Here is a 16841-nt window from a genome sequence, read left to right as displayed (position 1 = left end):
AGATTTGTTCCGCATTTTCAATTTGTTTGAATGATCTTAGCACATACCTCAGAGCAGCTTAAGGAGGCACTGAGCGCAGGAAGAAATAAGGGGTTAAAAATTGGATTCGTACCCACGATGGGAGCACTTCATCAGGGTCACGTTTCATTGATTGACAAAGCAAGGAAAACTACTGATGTTGTAGTTGTGAGTGTTTTCGTAAATCCAACGCAGTTCAATAACCCAGAAGATCTTCAGAATTATCCTCGCACGGTAGATGCTGATGTAATGATTTGTAAAACTTCAGGTTGCGATGTGTTGTTTATGCCCGATGAATCAGAAATTTATCCGGACGGCTTCCAACATTCTATAGTCGAATTATCACTCGGAAATCTCGGAAAAGTGATGGAAGCGGCATATCGTCCGGGGCATTTTGAGGGTGTAGTATCGGTAGTGTATAGATTGTTCTCCATTGTACAGCCCGATGTGGCATTTTTTGGAGAAAAAGACTATCAGCAGCTGTTAATTGTTACTGAACTGGCAAAAAAATATTTTCCTAAAACCACTATACAGCCTGTAGATACTGTAAGACTGCCAGATGGACTTGCTTTAAGCTCCAGAAATTTGCGACTGGATGAACAGTCTCGCAATCAAGCTTCTCAAATTTATAAAGGCTTTTTAAAGGTCAGGGAATTCCTCTGTGACAATCATTCATGGAGTCAAGAAAGTTGTTTTAAAATTTTTGAAAATTACTTACATGCGCGTGCTCCCCTCTTAAAAATTGAATACTTTTTGATAGCAGACCAGCGTGATCTCTCTATTGCATCACCCACTACACCAAAAGAAGAACTCAGAGCTTTTGCCGCTGTTTATGCTAATAACATTCGATTAATTGACAATTTGAAATTGTTTTAGAACTTTGCACCATGCAAATACAAGTAGTTAAATCAAAGATACATAGGGTACGCGTTACAGGTGCAGATCTCAATTACATTGGCAGCATTACCATTGACGAAGAACTCATGAAGGCTGCCAATATCATTGAGGGCGAAAAAGTATCAATCGTAAACATCAATAATGGAGAACGATTAGAAACGTATGTAATTAAGGGTGTGCCTGGAAGTGGTGAGGTTACGCTGAATGGACCTGCAGCTCGTAAGGTTCAGAAAGACGATATCATTATTATCATTTCTTATGGGATCATGGATTTTGAAGAAGCAAAAAAATTTAAGCCTGTTATAATTTTCCCTGACGAGACGACAAACAGACTCCGATAACAAAGTATTTTGATCGTTGTGAACCGAATTCTATCTATTTTCAAACAAACGTTAAGGGTTCTTCTTTTTGCCTCTATCGGTGGATTCCTCCTGTTTCTTGCTCTAAAAAATATCGATCTGACAAAGCTTTGGTATGACCTGCTGAGTGCCAGATATGAATACGTGATTATAAGCATGATTTTAGGCTATTTCGCTTTTATATCACGCGGAATCCGTTGGAATTACTTGCTCGAACCGATGGGATATCGTGTGCCCGTTTGGAAATCAATTCATTCCATTTCGATTGGATATTTAGCGAATGCAGCCATGCCTCGTGCTGGTGAAGTAATTCGATGTACAGCTTTGCATCAGGCCACTAAAGTTCCAATAAATCGCCTTGTGGGCACTGTAGTAGCTGAGCGCGTGGTCGATATGTTAATGCTTTTATTGAGTTTGTTACTTTCTTTGTTATTTAATGTTGGAAAAATAGTTGCTTTCTACAATCAGACTTTTAAGACGGATGCTTCACCAAAGGAAGCTTCGCTTAGTCCCAAATGGATTGTATTAGGAAGTTTAATTATAGTTTTAATGATCGTTTTTGCCTTTAGAAATAGACTTAAAGCGCTGCCTGTAATGAGTAAAATTAGAGAACTCTGGGCAGGGTTTAGGGAAGGCATTTTCTCAGTAATGAATACCCCAAAACAAATTCCATTTATTTTACATACGGTTTTTATCTGGTTTTGCTATTATTTGATGGTGCATATTGTAGTATATGCTTTACCGGCTACTGAGCATTTATCTCTCTCTGATTCACTTTTCATAATGATTGTAGCTGGCCTTGGCATGCTGGTTCCTGCTCCTGCAGGTATAGGATCCTATCATTACGCTGTGGTTACAGGTATGGGAATTCTCGGTATAGCTGCTGATACAGGAATGGCTTTTGCTACTTTAGTGCATACAGGTCAATTTATTATGACTCTTGCGGCAGGATTTATTAGTCTGATTGGAATGTATGTTTGGAGAGGCAAAAGATCCGTTGTTACAGAATTTTAAGAAGATAGCATCAAGGATTCGAAAGACTTACCGGTAAGATTTTTCCTTTGAAATACTTTTGTCCGTTCAGCAAAAACCAACTCACAAACTCAGCCATTTGAGCAGCTGTTATAGGTGCTTTATATCCAGGAAAAGCTTCGCTGAGCATCTCTGTCTGTACAGCGCCAAAGGCAAGCCCGTTAAAGGTAAAACCACCTTCCTGAAATTCTGCCTGAAGACATTCTGTTAAGACAGTTACGGCACCTTTACTCGATGAATATGCTGATAGACCGGGAAATTTCTGGCTTCCATGTAGTCCTCCTATGCTACTAACATTCACAATATGAGCATTTGGTGTTAAGTATTTCAATGCCGTTTGAAGAATTTGTACTAACGAAAAAACATTGATTTGAAACACATTCAAAAAGTCTTCTTTGGTAAGCAATAAAAAAGGTTTGTTTACCAAATAGCCGGCATTGTTAAAGATTACATCGATTGTACCTAATGTATCAAAAGTGCGCTCAAGAGCCAATGTATCTGGATTTTTTAAATCAAAGGGTAGATGAAAAAAAACGCCTTTCTTATAGTAATCTTCATCGAAGTCAGGAGTATTTCTTGAAATATTGAGTACTCGATGTCCATGACTGAGTAAGTAACGGATGGTTTCAAACCCAATTCCTCTCGATCCGCCAGTTACAACTATTGTTTTCATTACGCTGTATAAATAAAAAAGCCGCCCCAAAAGTAGGAGCGGCTCTGAAGTTTTTGTTTATAAGGTTATTTCACAATTACGAGTTTCGAGCTGCCGTTTAGTTTGGCATTTGCGTAGAGCTCAACAATGTATGTCCCAGCTTTAAGATCTGATACGTCAATTTTGAGCGACTTAACTTCAGGATTTACTTGATCGAAGCGTATCTTCTTCACCGTTTTACCTGTTAAGTCTCTAGCCAAAATTTCCACAGTTGTGGGCTGTTGAAGAGTTAAGTCAACAGTGGTATATCCGTTCGCGGGGTTGGGATAGAGCGATAGTGACTGTTTTTGTTGGTTAACTGATTCTTCATTTGGTTCTTTTACACTTATTGTAGCTAAGATATCTGTGCGCATCATACCACGGCCATGGGTACCTGCATAGATACGACCAGAGAGCCAATTTCCTGTTTTCTTGTCGATACCCACCTGCTGCTGACGAAGCATAAATACAGGTACATTACCCATACCTTCGTTTTCACGGGTCCAAACAACGCTAGTAGCAGTAATATCCGCAGTTGAATACACACCGTATTCTGTACCCACAATTACCTGATTCGGGTTTTGGAAGTTTATTACACTGGCATACACCGGAAACTTAGGCATGTTTCCACCTTTGGCTACGAAAGTAGGCGATGCAGATAGTGCATTGTTTGAGTAGAAGATGTAATCCTGGTTCCCATAGTTTCCAAGGGTTACAATTACTCTATTTGGATTATTTGGGTTAATAGCGATTGAAGTAATGAATCTTCCGGGGAAGGTGCGAATTGTAGTTTGCTCAAGTACTCGGTTTGGATTAGCGAAGTCGGCAGATGCACTGTCGCGAGCATTTTTGAGATTTGTGAATCTTATAAGTTGGCCGTTGTTAGTACCTACAAAAAGCACATCCCCATCATTAGAAACCGCTAAGGCTGAAACCTGAGTGCCAGTTCCTAAGTGTGCAAGGCGCACCCAATTAGGAGTTTTTGTAAAATCGAGAGCACCACGTGTCATAAACAATCCGCCTACAAGGTTAGCTTGTGAATTCAATCCTACAAAGAACATCGACTGTACTGGATCCTGAATTCTTACCGAATCCAGTGGCTCGAGATTCTGAGTTAATGTGTAGGTGAACTTTTGTTGTAATGTCTTTGATTCTATCTGAAGCTTTGAACCATTGTTGTAGCGTACATTGCACATGGCTACAACTTCAGGCGTTACGCCCTGCTTAAAGCGTACGGTAAACTCACCTGTTTGTGCATTGAAGTTTCCATTTTCGATTAAAGGGCTCGAGAGCACGCCTTGAGCGTTAGACTTTATTGTGTCGAAGGCAACTATGATCTTAAAGGTATTTGCTACAAAAATGGCCGATGCTTGCGGTCTAGGAAGTACTCCTGAAAAGTCTCTTTTGTTTTGTCCAAATCCTAATGAGAGCACAGAAGGATTAGCTACAAACCAAACAGAGTCTCTGCTGAAAGGATCATTTCTACTCTCCCAGAGCATAAACGGAGTTACGAATGGAGCAAAGGATGGACTTAAGGTCGAACTTTGATTATTGGGGTCCATTTTCGGGAAATCATAGAATTCAAAGAAGGTCAGACCACCAGTGTTTGAACGACCCAGAATACCATATTGCATTGCTTTAAACTGTACGCGTTTATCGAGTTGTGAAATCTCGGTGTAACCGCCATCTCCATCGCGGTTAGAACCACGGAATTCGATGCTTGTAGTTCTAAATCCTGACTTAGGTGTGTTTCCCTCTAAGTTTACGTATATAGTGCCATTATCTTGTGTACCACCCATTACTTCGCCGTCAAATGAGTAAGAAACAGAGTAGAATTGAGTGGTAATATAACCAATATTTACTTCTGTCCAGGTTAAGCCATCATTAGTTGAGCGGAAGATACCACCGTCATTGGTAGCATAAACGATTGTTCCGTTCAGACGATTACCCACCAGTCTGTGTTGATCAACGTGTACGTAATAAGGATTGTTGGGTGACTTAAATGATGAAGAGATTTGAGCCCATCCGCCTGTGAGAGACCACTCCCACAAATGCAAGCCACCTACAAAAATTTTGTCTCTATTAACAGGTGACACAGAGAGCATCATTGCAAATTGACCCTGATCAATGGGATTAAATGTAGTAGACCGTTGACCAATAACTGTCCAGGTTTGTCCCTTATTTGTGCTTCGGTACGCTCTCTGAAAATTGCGCTGGGCGTCACAAGTGATGACATATACATAGTTTGGGTCTTGTGGAGATACAGCTACGATAGATCTCTCACCATTATCTACGGGGAGATCGTTTGGGCCAGCTTGATTAGCGGGCTTTGAGATCTCAGTCCAGTTGTTAATACCGTCAGGTGAATAGAAAGTCCGCATTCCGATGCTGGCCCAAACTCCTCCATCTTTGTCTTGCGATAAGTCGGTGCAACGAATTGTTCCAGTTGGTCCTGAGATAGGATTTGTCCAGGTTTGGCCTCCATCGGTTGAATATCTCAACCCTCTGTTTGTTCCTACTAATATTCCATCGGGATAACCTTTCAGGGGGACCATTGCTCCCACGGCAACCCAGTCAGCTCCGGTACTATTGGGTGTAGGTACAGTCGATGGCAGCTGTGTAAAAGTAAGTCCTCGATCTGTGGATTTAAAAATCCCCTGACCAAGAATACCACCGGCTCCTGTACCAAAGGGTGAGTAATACATACTCTCACCGGTACCGTAATAAATGTTTCCGTTTTCAGTTTGGCATATAGATACAACGGCAAGATTTTCTTGCATAATGTTGACGGGAGTCCAGCTAACACCTGCATTAGTTGATCGATAGAGACCTCCACTCACACCCCCGGCAAACATGAGGCTTGCGTTATCTTTATCTTGCAAAAAGGCTCGTGTACGTCCACCAATGTTATCAGGGCCCATATCAACCCAGGTAAGGCCCAAAGAGGTAGAACGCTGCATAAACTTTTGATGCTCAAGCATGGCTTGAATTTCATCGGCCGGATTTACCTCACCGGTAATCTGGTTAGCACGAATCTGATGGAGCCATTGAGCAGCGCCCAAAGCATTGTCAAAACTTGTAGTTTTTACTCTTGGCTGGTACTTGATGGTCGTTTCGGCATCATGATACACGTTGATAATCAATATTCCACCCATCATTAATGCTCCAACAAGAGCACCAAACCACATTCTTCTATTCATATCCCTGTTGTTTTTTTCCATATTCACAAATTGATTTTCAAAAATATTAAAATTTTTCGTTTTAAGAAGTTTTATACTAAATGTTTTTCAGCGTGATACGATGAGCGTACCAATGGGCCGCTTTCAACATATCTAAAGCCCATTTTAAGGCCTTCTTCTTTCAGAAAACCGAATTCTTCCGGGGTCACAAATCGAACTACCGGAAGGTGTTTTTTGGTCGGTTGTAGGTACTGGCCAAGGGTGATTACATCTACATTGGCTGACTTTAAGTCGCGCATGGTTTCCAATACTTCTTCTATAGTTTCACCTAACCCTAGCATAATGCCCGATTTTGTTCTTCTCTGGCCTTGCTCTTTGATGTATCTTAAGACTTCGAGGCTTCTATCGTACTGGGCTTGAATGCGAACTTTTCGAGTTAGTCTACGCACGGTCTCCATGTTATGGCTTATTATTTCGGGTGCGGCTTCGATCACGCGGTCTATATTGCGTTTTTCTCCTTTAAAATCTGGTATTAGGGTTTCCATTGTGGTTCCGGGGCTTATTCGCCTGATGGCTCTAATGGTTTCAGCCCAAATAATACTACCGCCATCTGGTAGATCGTCGCGATCTACTGATGTAATTACGGCGTGTTTTACTCTCATGAGCTTCACCGAGCGAGCTACTCTCTCAGGTTCATCCCAATCTACTGGTTCGGGTCTGCCGGTAGCTACTGCACAGAATCCGCATGATCTTGTACACACATTTCCGAGAATCATGAATGTTGCAGTACCGGCGCCCCAGCACTCTCCCATGTTCGGACAGTTTCCGCTTTCACAAATGGTGTGAAGTTTATAATTATCAACCAGTTTTCGGACCTTTTTGTATTGGTCGCCAGTGGGAAGCTTTACGCGCAACCATTTTGGCTTGTGAATCTTTTCATTACTTGTACTCTGATCAACTGTTGCGGTAGATTCACTAACCTCTATCAATTCCATCTTTTACCGAAATTAACGTTAAAAAATAACTGAAAAAAGAATGAGGGGTTTATGTAGTCGTAAAAAATTGGTATCTGACGCCGAAATACATCAGCTATTATACCGATTTCGATGGCTTTTATTACTTCATCAGTGCCGAAGTAATCAAATATAAAGGATGACTTAAGGTAAATTCCAGGTTCTATTGCCGTTTCGCCAATGCCTTGAAAAAAGCTCGCTTGTCCTAAGATATTTTGCTGAGGTTCGACAGGATTGTAGCGCCTGATTAAAATCTTATCCGGCCCGAAAGTAGTTTCAGGATTTTCTACCTCGATGTACACTGGTTTTAAAAAGCCAATTGAAGCACCTCCGGCTATAAGCCATGATACGATTATTCCATTTTGATCGTATCGGTCGTAGAGAATTTTTTCGTGAAAGTAGCCTGCTCTCAGTGCGTAGAAACTATTGATCTTATTCAGAACGAAGCCCCTGGAATTACCTGGTAAAATGCCGAAAGATTTTACCTCTTTCTCGTGTCGAAGATTAACCAAATCGGCTTCAAAACCATATTTTCTGAAATTCGTGGGGTAAAAACTTCTCCTGAAACTTATACCATATCCTCGTGTGTGTAATTGAATACCTACTGTAAAATCATTGTCGTACACCAATCTCTTGTAGTCAGCACTATTGGGTTGCTGAGCGACGGATGTAATACTTGTCCATACAAGTAAAATGACTGATGTACATCGGAGTAATTTCACACGTTGGCTTCTGATTTAAATGTAACTTGTGAATATGCCGGACATTTTTCTTTCGATCTGCAAGAGGAGAGGAGCACAAGTACTGCTGAAACTACGATCAGAGTGGCTAAGTGGCGCTTCATGTGATTCGAATATTTACTTACTTAAATCAACCTACAAACATAGTACTTTTGTTTGCAATCATCAAACAGAAAGTGAATAACCCGTCTTTACAGATCTTACAAGAGTTGTATCCTGACTATTTCACCGATGAGGTAATACAAGCTGAATATTTCCAGAAACTTGCTGAATTTGTGGCCGAAGAGCGGAAGAAATACACTATTTATCCAGAGAAGAAAAACGTATTCAATGCACTGAAATTGCCACCCACAGAGGTCAAGGTTGTAATTCTCGGACAAGACCCTTATCATGCTCCCGGTCAAGCGCATGGTTACTGTTTTTCTGTGCCTAAAAGAGTGCCACTTCCTCCATCTTTAATCAATATTTTTAAAGAGTTAAAAGATGATCTGGGAATTGATCGGGGTAATAATGGTGATTTAACCGGCTGGGCGCAGCAAGGAGTGATGCTGCTCAATGCCGTATTGACAGTGCGTCAAGGTCAACCAGGTAGCCATGCTAATAGAGGTTGGGAAATCTTCACCGATCATGTTATTAAAACAGTACAACGAAATACAAAGAATGTGATTTTCGTACTCTGGGGTGCATATGCCAAAAAGAAACTAGCTCTGATTGACCCAGCGCATCATTTCGTAATTACGGGCGCACATCCTTCGCCATTAAGTGCTTATCAAGGATTTTTCGGCGGTAAATACTTTTCGAGAATTAATGCGTTATTATCGGAAAAAGGAAAAATTCCCATTGATTGGAGTCTCTGATTGGAGCTTTCATGCTGTTTCGAATTTTGCTTGCCGACTCATGTTGCCTTGTTTGGGCGAGTGATCCGATTGCTTACCAGGTGTTTAAAAAAATAAGCGGCACTGAATTTTCCAACAGAGCTTTATTTTGCTCAAAAGTTGACTCACTTTTTACGCATTACGACTATCCTTTTTATATATTAAAAGAAGTTAAATTGGATACTTGTGCTGTATTTTATCTAAGTTCAGGTATCCGCTTAAGCGATACAGTAATAGTACAAGAAAGCCGGTTGTTTGTTCCCAATGAGATAATTTCAATTGCACAGTTTAAAAGTAAGTCACAAGAAGTCATACAAAAATGTAGTAATGTGGGGTATCCATTTGCACGTGTAGTTCCGAGTATTTTGTATTACCACAGAAATATCCCGGTAATAAAAATTGAAGTTGATTCAGGACCTCGCATTGCGATTGACAGTCTAGTTGTAAAAGCTGAAAAATCGATAAACATTACTATCTTAAAAAGAATTTCAGGATTGCGCTTTCCGATGGTGTACAATCAAAAAAAATTAAATGAAGGACTAGAACGAATCACCACAACTGGCTTTCTGGAATTTACCGCACCTTTATCGGTTCTTTTCACGAAGGAGGGAAGTATTCTTTATTTATATACAAAACAAAAACAGTCTGTATTCGGCGATCTGATTATTGGTTTGAATTCTGATAATCAACGACGTACTTTTTTAACAGGCGAAGCTCAGCTAGCACTCAATAATTTATTTGGAAGTGCAGAAAAACTCTCCGTTCTATGGCGAGCACCTGCTACTCTTCAGCAGTTTCTACACCTCCGCGGGGATTTTCCCTTTTTATTTAATACGCCGATCGGAACAAGTATAGATTTTCAGGTATTTAGGCAAGATTCAACGTTTGCCCGTTTTAGCTCACGTATTGGAGGTACATATCATTTTTCACCTGCAATGAGCGCTGGTCTTGGCTGGTTCCGAGAGAGTTCTTCTTCAGTAGTAATGGTTGATGTTGGTTTTTTGCCCTATTTATCTTCTTATCAATTTCTTCATGTACAGTACAACAATAAAAGTAGCAAAGGCCTAAAAAAAAGAGGGCTTCGAAATGCGCTGGAGATAGGGGTTGGTACGATTAGAAAAAATGAAATTCAAGAAAACCGCCTTCGACTGCAGATAGAGGCTGATGTTGATATTCCAGTATCAAAATACCAAAAACTTTTCGCATCCTTGGTATTTAAAGGCATTAATGGACCTAATGTGCTGCTCAACGAATCTTACCGCACGGGGGGTATGGGAAGCATTAGGGGTTTTAATGAATGGTCTTTTTTTGTTACTTCTGCAGCCATCGGTACTTTAGAACACAGGTTTTATTTAGATTCAAAAGCATTTTTCAAAGTGTTTTATGATGCAGGTTGGCAATCAGTCACTGGTGGAAGCAAAGGCTACTATCAAGGTTTTGGTGCCGGGTTGGCGCTACCAGTGTCGGTAGGCATGTTTCACGTCGATGTGGCTGTGGGAAAATTTCCTGAATTACCTATTGATTTGCGAAATACACGTCTTCACATTGGACTAAGGGCCGGTTTTGATTAAGTATTTTTAGTTTTTTCCTCAAGCCATCGCTTTATCATTTTATGAGCATTTGGTATCGTCTTTACTGCCCATTCGAAAAGTTGTTCCTTTTCTTGTTCAGGGGTGAGTTGCCATGGTATGTTTTCTTCAGTAAGTCGTTTTCTGAGTCTGTACATCAATATTCCTGCAGTCACTGACACATTAAGACTTTCTGTAAAACCAACCATTGGAATCATTACAAATCCATCAGCCTGTTGCATGATTTCTGGGTGAAGTCCATGCCGTTCGGAGCCAAGAGCAATGCAAAGGGGTGCCGACAGATCGAGATCTTCTAAAGTGTTACCACTGGCATGTGGACTGGCCGCGATTAGTCGGTAGCCTTTTGATTTAATGATATTTAGAGCGCTTTCGTATTTCCCGTTTTCGACGTGAAGAGCTTTTGGGCAAACCCACTTCTGAGCACCCATTGCGATTTCTTCATTCACTTTATAGCGGTATTTGTCTTCCAAAACGTAAATCTCACAAAATCCAAAGCAATCAGCTGTGCGAATTATGGCACTGGCATTTTGCTCGTGATAGAGATTGTCAGCTAACCAAGCAATATGTCTAGTTCTATCTTTTACGAGTTTAGAGAATAGTTGCTTTTTGTGATCGGTTAGTAAATCGTACAGACGGTCAAAGAATTCTATTCCTTCGATCTCTTGCATTTACGCAAATGTATTAACAATGTGTTAGAAAAATCTTTCGGCTATTTTAGCGCGCAAATTTAGAAGGTCTATTTATGTGGAATAAAATTGTGCGAATTTCCTTAACTATTTTGTTATTTGCCGCAGGTATCTGGCAGTTCGTTTTAGTTAATATTGGGAATGGCATTTTTTTACTGTTGCTGAGCGGAATTGTGCTGTTGTCGTACTTCAGAAATGAAAATATGATCATGGCGCTTTGGTATTTGCGCTCCCAGCAATTTGACAAAGTGAAAAAGTGGCTTTCTAGAATAAAGAATCCTGAAAAATCGCTTATAAAGTCGCAGGCTGCATATTACTATCTTCTTCAGGGGCTTGTAAGTGGACAGGAACAAAACATCAACGAAGCTGAGAAAAACATCAAGCGCGCTATGGCTTTGGGCTTGAGAATGAAGACCGATGAAGCTATGGCATGTCTTCAGATGGCAGGTATTGCCTTAGCGCGTCGTCGTAAGACGGAAGCAACTATGTGGCTTAACAAGGCTAAGCAACTCGATGAAAAAAAATTACTTGCTGAACAAATCAAACAAGTAAAGACTTTACTAAATAAAATTTAACAGGGACCGGAGTGTTTCACTACCAAAAACAAAAACCAGGCGTATCCATAAAATCGAAGATAGCGAGTAGTAGCTAGTAATAAGTAACTTTTAAAAGGATATCGCACTGCACCGGTAACTACACTCGTAGGCGAAAATGGCAAAGGTGCTAAGGCTGAAATTACAATGAGTACACCGCCAAATTTTTTGAGAAGCCGAAATTGCTGTTGAAATTTTTCATCGATCCAGTACTTTACCATCGGAATGTTGTAAAGTAGCCTTCCATAGCTATAGCTAATCACGCCTCCTATGTAACTAAGTGATGCGAGGATAAAGACAATTCTGTATGGATGCTCAAAACTCTTAGCCCATACGATGAAGACATCAGGCGATAAAATACCGGTAAAACATTCTGATAAAAACAGAATTCCCATAATAAGCCAGGCAGGGTATTGATTGAGATGGGTGCAAACAAAGTGATTGAAATCAAATACAAAATGCGTAAGCACCCAAAAGATGGCCATAAAAATGGCGATCGTGATAATCAGTTTCCAAATGTTTTGGCTAAGAAAAGTGTAAAAGCCTTTTTTTTTGTTTACATAATGAAGCAGTTCGAGGTACTTGGATAGATTTCGCTTTCTACTTTTCAAAGAATTTGTCGAATTGCCTTTTGTCACTGTCCTTGTGCAGATTTCCTCGACGATTTATAGTGGTGGTACATGGCATAAGCTATGACAGATACCAGCAGATATGGAATTGACATCAGAAAAAGTATTCCAAAATTCAGGTTTTTAGCTGCTACATTTCCGCTTGACGATTCTGCCACAGCCTTGCACATGGCACATTGGGCATGTATTTCCACCATAAACAGAAGTAAGCTGATGGAAAAAAATACCAATTGTAAAACAGCTTTTCGCTTCATCATGCTGGATAATATGGTGACATAAATATATACACTAAAACTCCCGTAATGGCTACATACAGCCAAATGGGGTAGGTGTACTTCACCAGTGCCTTATGTTTGGTTATTTCCATGGTACTACCTCTGTAAATGGAAAGCATAGCTAAAGGTAGTACGGGTACAGATAGGGTAATGTGACTAATCAAGATGAAAAAATAAAGTGGCCTCATCCAACCTTCTCCTCCGTATGGTGTCGGTGGGTTTGACAGTTTTGAAATCACATATGAAACTAAGAATAGCGCAGAAAGCACAAATGCACCCATCATTACAGCTCTGTGGAGCTGAATGTTTTTTCTCGAAATGAAAATACCCCCGAGAATGAGCAATATGGCAGTAGTACCATTGAGAATAGCATGAAAAGCGGGCAATTTTTTTGCCTGAGGAAGGGTATTTTGAATGCTAAATAATTCCGGATAGATCATTAAAAGTGCTACAGCAATGGGTATTATAATTGACAAAGCTGTAATAAGAGGAATGATAATTCGGTCGTTTTTTTGAAGTGTAATCGGCATATTACTTCGATTTTTTTTGTTTTTTACGTTTAAGTGATTCCAATTTTTCGTATTCAGCTATCAATACAGAAATGTCTTCCTGAATCTCTTTCAGCGCCATCTGGTCTAAACTGCTATACGCACCGATGATGTTTCCTTGGTCATCGCGTCTTGAGCGCAGGCGACCCTCCCAGTCGGCAAGTACAATAAGCTCTGAGTGTAAAAATCCGCCCGGTGCTGTTTCGTCTTCCATAGCGTTGAGAAATACAGCCTTAGCCAGGTCGTAAATGCTGTCTTTATTACCAGTCACAAATTTCCACACCGCCCGGCCATTTACATCTGCAGCGCCAATTTGTCGTGCATAGGCTTCGAGCACCTCTTTGGTGTCGTGCATAGGGTCGACGGTAAATGATAGAATTTGAAAATTATCAAAACCTTTAAAACGGTCGTAAATGCGTTCCTTTATGTGGAAGTTCATCGGACCGCAAATACTTGGGCAAGTGGTGAAAAAGAAGTTTATGGCTGTAATTTTTCCCTTCAGCGAGTCAGTAGTAATTATTTCCCCTTTATGAGTTATACCGCTAAAATAAGGCACCGTGTATCGAATCGTATCATAGACGATGTTTCCCTTTTCATCGGTTTTAGTAACTACTTCTGATGGACCGAAGTAACCGAGCGTTTGAAAAAAGACTTCACGCGCTGAATAGACAAAAACTAGGTAAAGCAAAACGGGCACTATCAGTATCGATACCAATAATGCCCGTTTATAAAATCCTTTCATCAGCTTCTAACCTTTTGCACTAAAAAAAGAACAGACCTTTACGCAAAATGGTTTAAAAACCTATTTTGTACATGTAAGAACCTTCTGTGAGTACAATAAAGGTAATATATGGTATTAAAATAAAGGTGGGCAATGCTAAAGTCCACACCAGATTTTTCTTTTCATACTTCACGTGCATGAAGTAGGCTACGATGTAATATGCCTTCAGCAGGGTAAGTATGATGAAGATGTGGTTGAGCAAGCGTGTTCCCATCACTTCTACCATCAGAGGCTCGGGATGAATGATACCTAAAGCTACTTCGACTGCGGTGACGATCAGAAGGATGAAAAACACAATCCAGATTGTGCGGACCATTTTTTTGCTGTCGTGTTTGTGTGCCATTTTAACTTTAAGTTTATTATACAAGATAGAAGAATGTGAAAACAAATACCCAGACTAGGTCAACAAAGTGCCAGTACAAACCAACTTTTTCTACCATCTCGTAGTGCCCTCTGCGTTCATAAGTGCCAAGGAGCACATTTGCGAAAATCACAATGTTTAAAACTACACCTGAAAATACGTGGAAGCCGTGAAAACCGGTAATGAAGAAGAAAAAGTTGGCAAACAAGGTATTCCCGTATTCATTTTGTTTCATATTGGCACCTTGTACCACTTCTGCCTTTTTGATCATCGATTCAGATTCAGAGCGAGAGTAGATTTTACCAACTTTTCCCGGATCCATCAGGCGAGCTTCTTTATTTGCCAAGAAACCTGTTCGCACCTGTTCAGCAGTAAATTTTTCGTGGTGTTCGCCATGTGCATTATGTTCTTTACCATGAACAAGTTCAGCCAGCGAAATTCTGTTGCCTTTGTCGTCAGCGATGTAATACACAGTGTTTTCAACCTTCACTGAGCCATGCTCACCCATAATGAAGTGATACCACTCCCATGCCTGCGAACCCAGGAAAATCAAACCACCTACTATGGTAAGAAACAACCAGAGAGCTACCTTGTCCTTGTTTTTTTGATGGCCAGCGTTCACCGCTAAAACCATTGTAACAGAACTCATAATAAGTATGAAGGTCATCAGGGCCACATAGAGAAGAGGGTGATCGCCTTCTAAGTAAGGAAAGTGAGTAAAAACACTTTCGGGTACTGGCCATGTATCAGAAAACCGAAATCTTATTAAACCATAAGCGGTCAGAAATCCTGTAAAAGTAAGTGCATCGGAAAGCAGAAAGAACCACATCATTAGCTTGCCATAGCTGGCTGCAAATGGCTCATTTCCACCGCCCCAAACATTTTCGTTGTTTTCTGTAGTCACACTGTGCGTTGCCATGAAGGTAAACTGTTTAAAAATTTTGGCTGCAATTTTAGCGATAAAAAGTTAAAAAGGTGTACAAAAAAATCCACACAAAGCCCAGAAAGTGCCAAAAAGTAGAAGCTAGGGTGTAGCCCAAATGGTCATCTTCTGAGTAGCTGTGGCGTGCTGCCTTAACTGAAGCAACTGAAAGGGCTATTAAACCACCAAAGATGTGAAGTAAATGCAGAAAAGATATAGCATAAATCCAGCTGCCCGAAGTAAATGAACCTGGTCCTGTAAAGTAAATATTTCGGCTAATCAGATTTTGATAGGCAGCGATTTGAAAGTAACAGAAAAGTGCACCTAGAACCAACGTGGCCACCATGTACCAGCCTGCTCTTTCGATGTTTTTCTTAGCTTGCGCTTGGCCAATAAACAATACAATGGAGGAAACTATGATTATAATGGTGCTAAAAATAAACTGGTTAGGCAATTTAAACTCTACCCACTGACCCTTCTCCAGCAGAAACCCCCGGCTCACGATGTAACCACTTACTAAACCGGCAAAAGCCATAAAAATGCTTCCCATCGATACCCAAAGAAGGGGTTTTGCCGCACGTTTGCGCTGTTGTTTAAGTAAAAGCTTATCGTCTTGCATACCTTGTGTGCCAGAATTGTTATATTGTTTTACTGCCATATGTATTTGTCTATTACATAAATCACTTGCATTAATGTGAGATAGATAATGCTTGTTCGCATCACCTTGCGGGCATTGTATTTAGAGGGCTTTTTATGAAGCTCAAAAGCTGACCGAATAAAATAAAAGCCAACTATGAGTATTCCAACTGTGGAATAAAAAGATAGATGTAGTTTGCCAGTAAAATGAAAGACGGGTAAAACACTTGCAAGTACGGCTGCGATCGAATACATGAGTATTTGAAAAGAACTCCTCACATCCGGATTGCCGCTAGGCAAAAGGATGTACTTCACTTTCAGATAGTCGTCATGCAAAATCCACGCAATGGCCCAGAAATGTGCAAACTGCCACAAAAATTGAATAGCGAATAAGGTGCCTGGCTCAATTCCAAACCGGCCGGTGGCAGCTACCCAGCCAAGCATAAAGGGCATGGCGCCGGGTATGGCTCCTACAAAAACGGCAAAAGGAGTAATGCCCTTCAAAGGAGTGTATGCAAAAACATATAGCAACAATGAAGCTACACCAAAAGTGGCTGTCAGAATGTTGACCTTTAGTAGGTAATATACTCCTGCCATCGTCAGAAAAATGGCAGCCAAATAAGCTTCAGCCAATGTCAGTCGTCCTGCTGGCAGAGGCCGATTGCTGGTGCGCGCCATTTGTGCGTCTATGTCTTTTTCAATAATTTGATTGAAAGCATTGGCAGCCATAGTTATCAGCAAACCGCCCAGTACTAAGCTCAGGAAAGTCTTCCATTCAAAAACTGAGGTTGCTACCAAATAACCCGCTCCCGCTGAAAATACTACACTGAACGATAGGCGGATTTTACCCAAAAGCAACAGGTCTTTCCACTTAGATAGCGTGAGATAACTCTGTAAAAGTGCTGACATCAACCAGTTCTCTGAAAAAAGTGCACAAAGGTAAGACGTATTAAGCTGGATGTTGGTTGCTTGAAACTCAGATTTTTGGAGATTTTTGGAATCGTTTAAGACCTTAAT

20 protein-coding genes are annotated in these 16841 nt (G+C 40.6%); 6 read left to right on the top strand and 14 right to left on the bottom strand.

Annotated elements, in window-relative coordinates; translation table 11 throughout:
- Positions 1 to 30 precede the first annotated feature (30 nt).
- The 3 genes from panC to ACK4EX_RS02060 are packed head-to-tail and all read left to right on the top strand — an operon-like array spanning position 31 to position 2288.
- The gene (panC, locus tag ACK4EX_RS02070; protein WP_409769268.1) at positions 31 to 894 is read left to right on the top strand and encodes a pantoate--beta-alanine ligase; all 864 of its coding nucleotides are present in this window, start codon (positions 31 to 33) and stop codon (positions 892 to 894) included.
- 11 nt (positions 895 to 905) lie between these two features.
- Positions 906 to 1256 carry an aspartate 1-decarboxylase gene (gene panD / locus ACK4EX_RS02065; RefSeq protein ID WP_409769266.1) on the top strand — a complete coding sequence of 117 codons (351 nt, stop codon included), beginning with the start codon at positions 906 to 908 and terminating at the stop codon, positions 1254 to 1256.
- A gap of 18 nt (positions 1257 to 1274) precedes the next feature.
- The gene (locus ACK4EX_RS02060) at positions 1275 to 2288 is read left to right on the top strand and encodes a lysylphosphatidylglycerol synthase transmembrane domain-containing protein (RefSeq protein WP_409769264.1); all 1014 of its coding nucleotides are present in this window, start codon (positions 1275 to 1277) and stop codon (positions 2286 to 2288) included.
- Positions 2289 to 2298: 10 nt separating this feature from the next.
- Here the strand turns inward: ACK4EX_RS02060 and ACK4EX_RS02055 are convergent, their stop codons facing one another.
- The 5 genes from ACK4EX_RS02055 to ACK4EX_RS02035 form a co-directional block, all read right to left on the bottom strand.
- Complete coding sequence (locus tag ACK4EX_RS02055; RefSeq protein ID WP_409769262.1) at positions 2299 to 2979, bottom strand: SDR family NAD(P)-dependent oxidoreductase; 681 nt, start codon at positions 2977 to 2979, stop codon at positions 2299 to 2301.
- A gap of 65 nt (positions 2980 to 3044) precedes the next feature.
- Positions 3045 to 6218, bottom strand: coding sequence for a T9SS type A sorting domain-containing protein (locus tag ACK4EX_RS02050; protein ID WP_409769260.1), 3174 nt, complete (start codon positions 6216 to 6218; stop codon positions 3045 to 3047).
- Between the two features lie 50 nt (positions 6219 to 6268).
- Positions 6269 to 7171 (bottom strand): lipoyl synthase, encoded by a 903-nt coding sequence (gene lipA / locus ACK4EX_RS02045; RefSeq protein WP_409769258.1) that lies wholly within the window; start codon positions 7169 to 7171, stop codon positions 6269 to 6271.
- Positions 7162 to 7911, bottom strand: coding sequence for a hypothetical protein (locus tag ACK4EX_RS02040; RefSeq protein ID WP_409769256.1), 750 nt, complete (start codon positions 7909 to 7911; stop codon positions 7162 to 7164). Before ACK4EX_RS02040 ends, lipA begins: the two co-directional genes overlap by 10 nt.
- A complete protein-coding gene (locus ACK4EX_RS02035; protein WP_409769254.1) occupies positions 7908 to 8033 on the bottom strand; it encodes a hypothetical protein in 126 nt (41 codons plus the stop codon). The genes ACK4EX_RS02040 and ACK4EX_RS02035 overlap by 4 nt, the downstream gene beginning before the upstream one ends.
- 93 nt (positions 8034 to 8126) lie before the next feature.
- Here ACK4EX_RS02035 and ung point away from each other — a divergent pair, with 93 nt between their 5' ends.
- Together ung and ACK4EX_RS02025 are read left to right on the top strand one after the other, a co-directional pair.
- Positions 8127 to 8786, top strand: coding sequence for a uracil-DNA glycosylase (gene ung, locus ACK4EX_RS02030; protein WP_409769408.1), 660 nt, complete (start codon positions 8127 to 8129; stop codon positions 8784 to 8786).
- Positions 8774 to 10375 carry a hypothetical protein gene (locus ACK4EX_RS02025; RefSeq protein WP_409769253.1) on the top strand — a complete coding sequence of 534 codons (1602 nt, stop codon included), beginning with the start codon at positions 8774 to 8776 and terminating at the stop codon, positions 10373 to 10375. The genes ung and ACK4EX_RS02025 overlap by 13 nt, the downstream gene beginning before the upstream one ends.
- Here ACK4EX_RS02025 and ACK4EX_RS02020 read toward each other — a convergent pair.
- The gene (locus ACK4EX_RS02020; RefSeq protein WP_409769252.1) at positions 10372 to 11061 is read right to left on the bottom strand and encodes a TrmH family RNA methyltransferase; all 690 of its coding nucleotides are present in this window, start codon (positions 11059 to 11061) and stop codon (positions 10372 to 10374) included. The genes ACK4EX_RS02025 and ACK4EX_RS02020 overlap by 4 nt on opposite strands.
- Before the next feature lie 74 nt (positions 11062 to 11135).
- Here ACK4EX_RS02020 and ACK4EX_RS02015 point away from each other — a divergent pair, with 74 nt between their 5' ends.
- On the top strand, positions 11136 to 11654 hold the full coding sequence (locus ACK4EX_RS02015; RefSeq protein WP_409769250.1) for a DUF2892 domain-containing protein: 519 nt from the start codon (positions 11136 to 11138) through the stop codon (positions 11652 to 11654).
- Here the strand turns inward: ACK4EX_RS02015 and ACK4EX_RS02010 are convergent.
- Genes ACK4EX_RS02010 through cyoE form a run of 8 tightly spaced genes read right to left on the bottom strand, consistent with a single transcriptional unit; the run spans position 11651 to position 16733 of the window.
- On the bottom strand, positions 11651 to 12283 hold the full coding sequence (locus ACK4EX_RS02010) for a YqaA family protein (protein ID WP_409769249.1): 633 nt from the start codon (positions 12281 to 12283) through the stop codon (positions 11651 to 11653). The genes ACK4EX_RS02015 and ACK4EX_RS02010 overlap by 4 nt on opposite strands.
- A gap of 23 nt (positions 12284 to 12306) precedes the next feature.
- Positions 12307 to 12555: a hypothetical protein gene (locus ACK4EX_RS02005; protein WP_409769248.1), complete on the bottom strand. Its 249-nt coding sequence runs from the start codon at positions 12553 to 12555 to the stop codon at positions 12307 to 12309.
- A complete protein-coding gene (locus ACK4EX_RS02000; RefSeq protein ID WP_409769246.1) occupies positions 12555 to 13106 on the bottom strand; it encodes a DUF420 domain-containing protein in 552 nt (183 codons plus the stop codon). Before ACK4EX_RS02000 ends, ACK4EX_RS02005 begins: the two co-directional genes overlap by 1 nt.
- 1 nt (position 13107) lies before the next feature.
- On the bottom strand, positions 13108 to 13866 hold the full coding sequence (locus ACK4EX_RS01995; protein WP_409769244.1) for an SCO family protein: 759 nt from the start codon (positions 13864 to 13866) through the stop codon (positions 13108 to 13110).
- A 52-nt stretch (positions 13867 to 13918) separates the two neighbouring features.
- Positions 13919 to 14248, bottom strand: a complete 330-nt coding sequence (locus ACK4EX_RS01990; RefSeq protein WP_409769243.1) for a cytochrome C oxidase subunit IV family protein — start codon at positions 14246 to 14248, stop codon at positions 13919 to 13921.
- A 16-nt stretch (positions 14249 to 14264) separates the two neighbouring features.
- Positions 14265 to 15185: a cytochrome c oxidase subunit 3 gene (locus ACK4EX_RS01985; protein WP_409769241.1), complete on the bottom strand. Its 921-nt coding sequence runs from the start codon at positions 15183 to 15185 to the stop codon at positions 14265 to 14267.
- 34 nt (positions 15186 to 15219) lie between these two features.
- A complete protein-coding gene (locus ACK4EX_RS01980) occupies positions 15220 to 15846 on the bottom strand; it encodes a heme-copper oxidase subunit III (RefSeq protein WP_409769239.1) in 627 nt (208 codons plus the stop codon).
- Complete coding sequence (gene cyoE, locus ACK4EX_RS01975; protein WP_409769237.1) at positions 15837 to 16733, bottom strand: heme o synthase; 897 nt, start codon at positions 16731 to 16733, stop codon at positions 15837 to 15839. The genes ACK4EX_RS01980 and cyoE overlap by 10 nt, the downstream gene beginning before the upstream one ends.
- Positions 16734 to 16841 lie beyond the last annotated feature (108 nt).

It is taken from the genome of Thermaurantimonas sp., from assembly GCF_046299575.1.
In the GTDB taxonomy this organism is placed as follows: Bacteria; Bacteroidota; Bacteroidia; order Flavobacteriales; family Schleiferiaceae; genus Thermaurantimonas.
This window is presented reverse-complemented; position numbering and strand designations above follow the sequence as displayed.

Excerpts from the sequence above, each read along its gene's own strand:
- ACK4EX_RS02055 (WP_409769262.1), bottom strand. The coding sequence starts at position 2,979 with ATGAAAACAATAGTTGTAACTGGCGGATCGAGAGGAATTGGGTTTGAA.
- ACK4EX_RS02000 (WP_409769246.1), bottom strand. The coding sequence starts at position 13,106 with ATGCCGATTACACTTCAAAAAAACGACCGAATTATCATTCCTCTTATT.
- panC (WP_409769268.1), top strand. The coding sequence starts at position 31 with ATGATCTTAGCACATACCTCAGAGCAGCTTAAGGAGGCACTGAGCGCA.
- ACK4EX_RS01995 (WP_409769244.1), bottom strand. The coding sequence starts at position 13,866 with ATGAAAGGATTTTATAAACGGGCATTATTGGTATCGATACTGATAGTG.
- ACK4EX_RS01990 (WP_409769243.1), bottom strand. The coding sequence starts at position 14,248 with ATGGCACACAAACACGACAGCAAAAAAATGGTCCGCACAATCTGGATT.
- panD (WP_409769266.1), top strand. The coding sequence starts at position 906 with ATGCAAATACAAGTAGTTAAATCAAAGATACATAGGGTACGCGTTACA.
- ACK4EX_RS02035 (WP_409769254.1), bottom strand. The coding sequence starts at position 8,033 with ATGAAGCGCCACTTAGCCACTCTGATCGTAGTTTCAGCAGTACTTGTG.
- ACK4EX_RS01985 (WP_409769241.1), bottom strand. The coding sequence starts at position 15,185 with ATGGCAACGCACAGTGTGACTACAGAAAACAACGAAAATGTTTGGGGC.
- ACK4EX_RS01980 (WP_409769239.1), bottom strand. The coding sequence starts at position 15,846 with ATGGCAGTAAAACAATATAACAATTCTGGCACACAAGGTATGCAAGAC.
- cyoE (WP_409769237.1), bottom strand. The coding sequence starts at position 16,733 with ATGTCAGCACTTTTACAGAGTTATCTCACGCTATCTAAGTGGAAAGAC.
- ACK4EX_RS02005 (WP_409769248.1), bottom strand. The coding sequence starts at position 12,555 with ATGAAGCGAAAAGCTGTTTTACAATTGGTATTTTTTTCCATCAGCTTA.
- ACK4EX_RS02015 (WP_409769250.1), top strand. The coding sequence starts at position 11,136 with ATGTGGAATAAAATTGTGCGAATTTCCTTAACTATTTTGTTATTTGCC.
- ACK4EX_RS02050 (WP_409769260.1), bottom strand. The coding sequence starts at position 6,218 with ATGGAAAAAAACAACAGGGATATGAATAGAAGAATGTGGTTTGGTGCT.
- lipA (WP_409769258.1), bottom strand. The coding sequence starts at position 7,171 with ATGGAATTGATAGAGGTTAGTGAATCTACCGCAACAGTTGATCAGAGT.
- ACK4EX_RS02020 (WP_409769252.1), bottom strand. The coding sequence starts at position 11,061 with ATGCAAGAGATCGAAGGAATAGAATTCTTTGACCGTCTGTACGATTTA.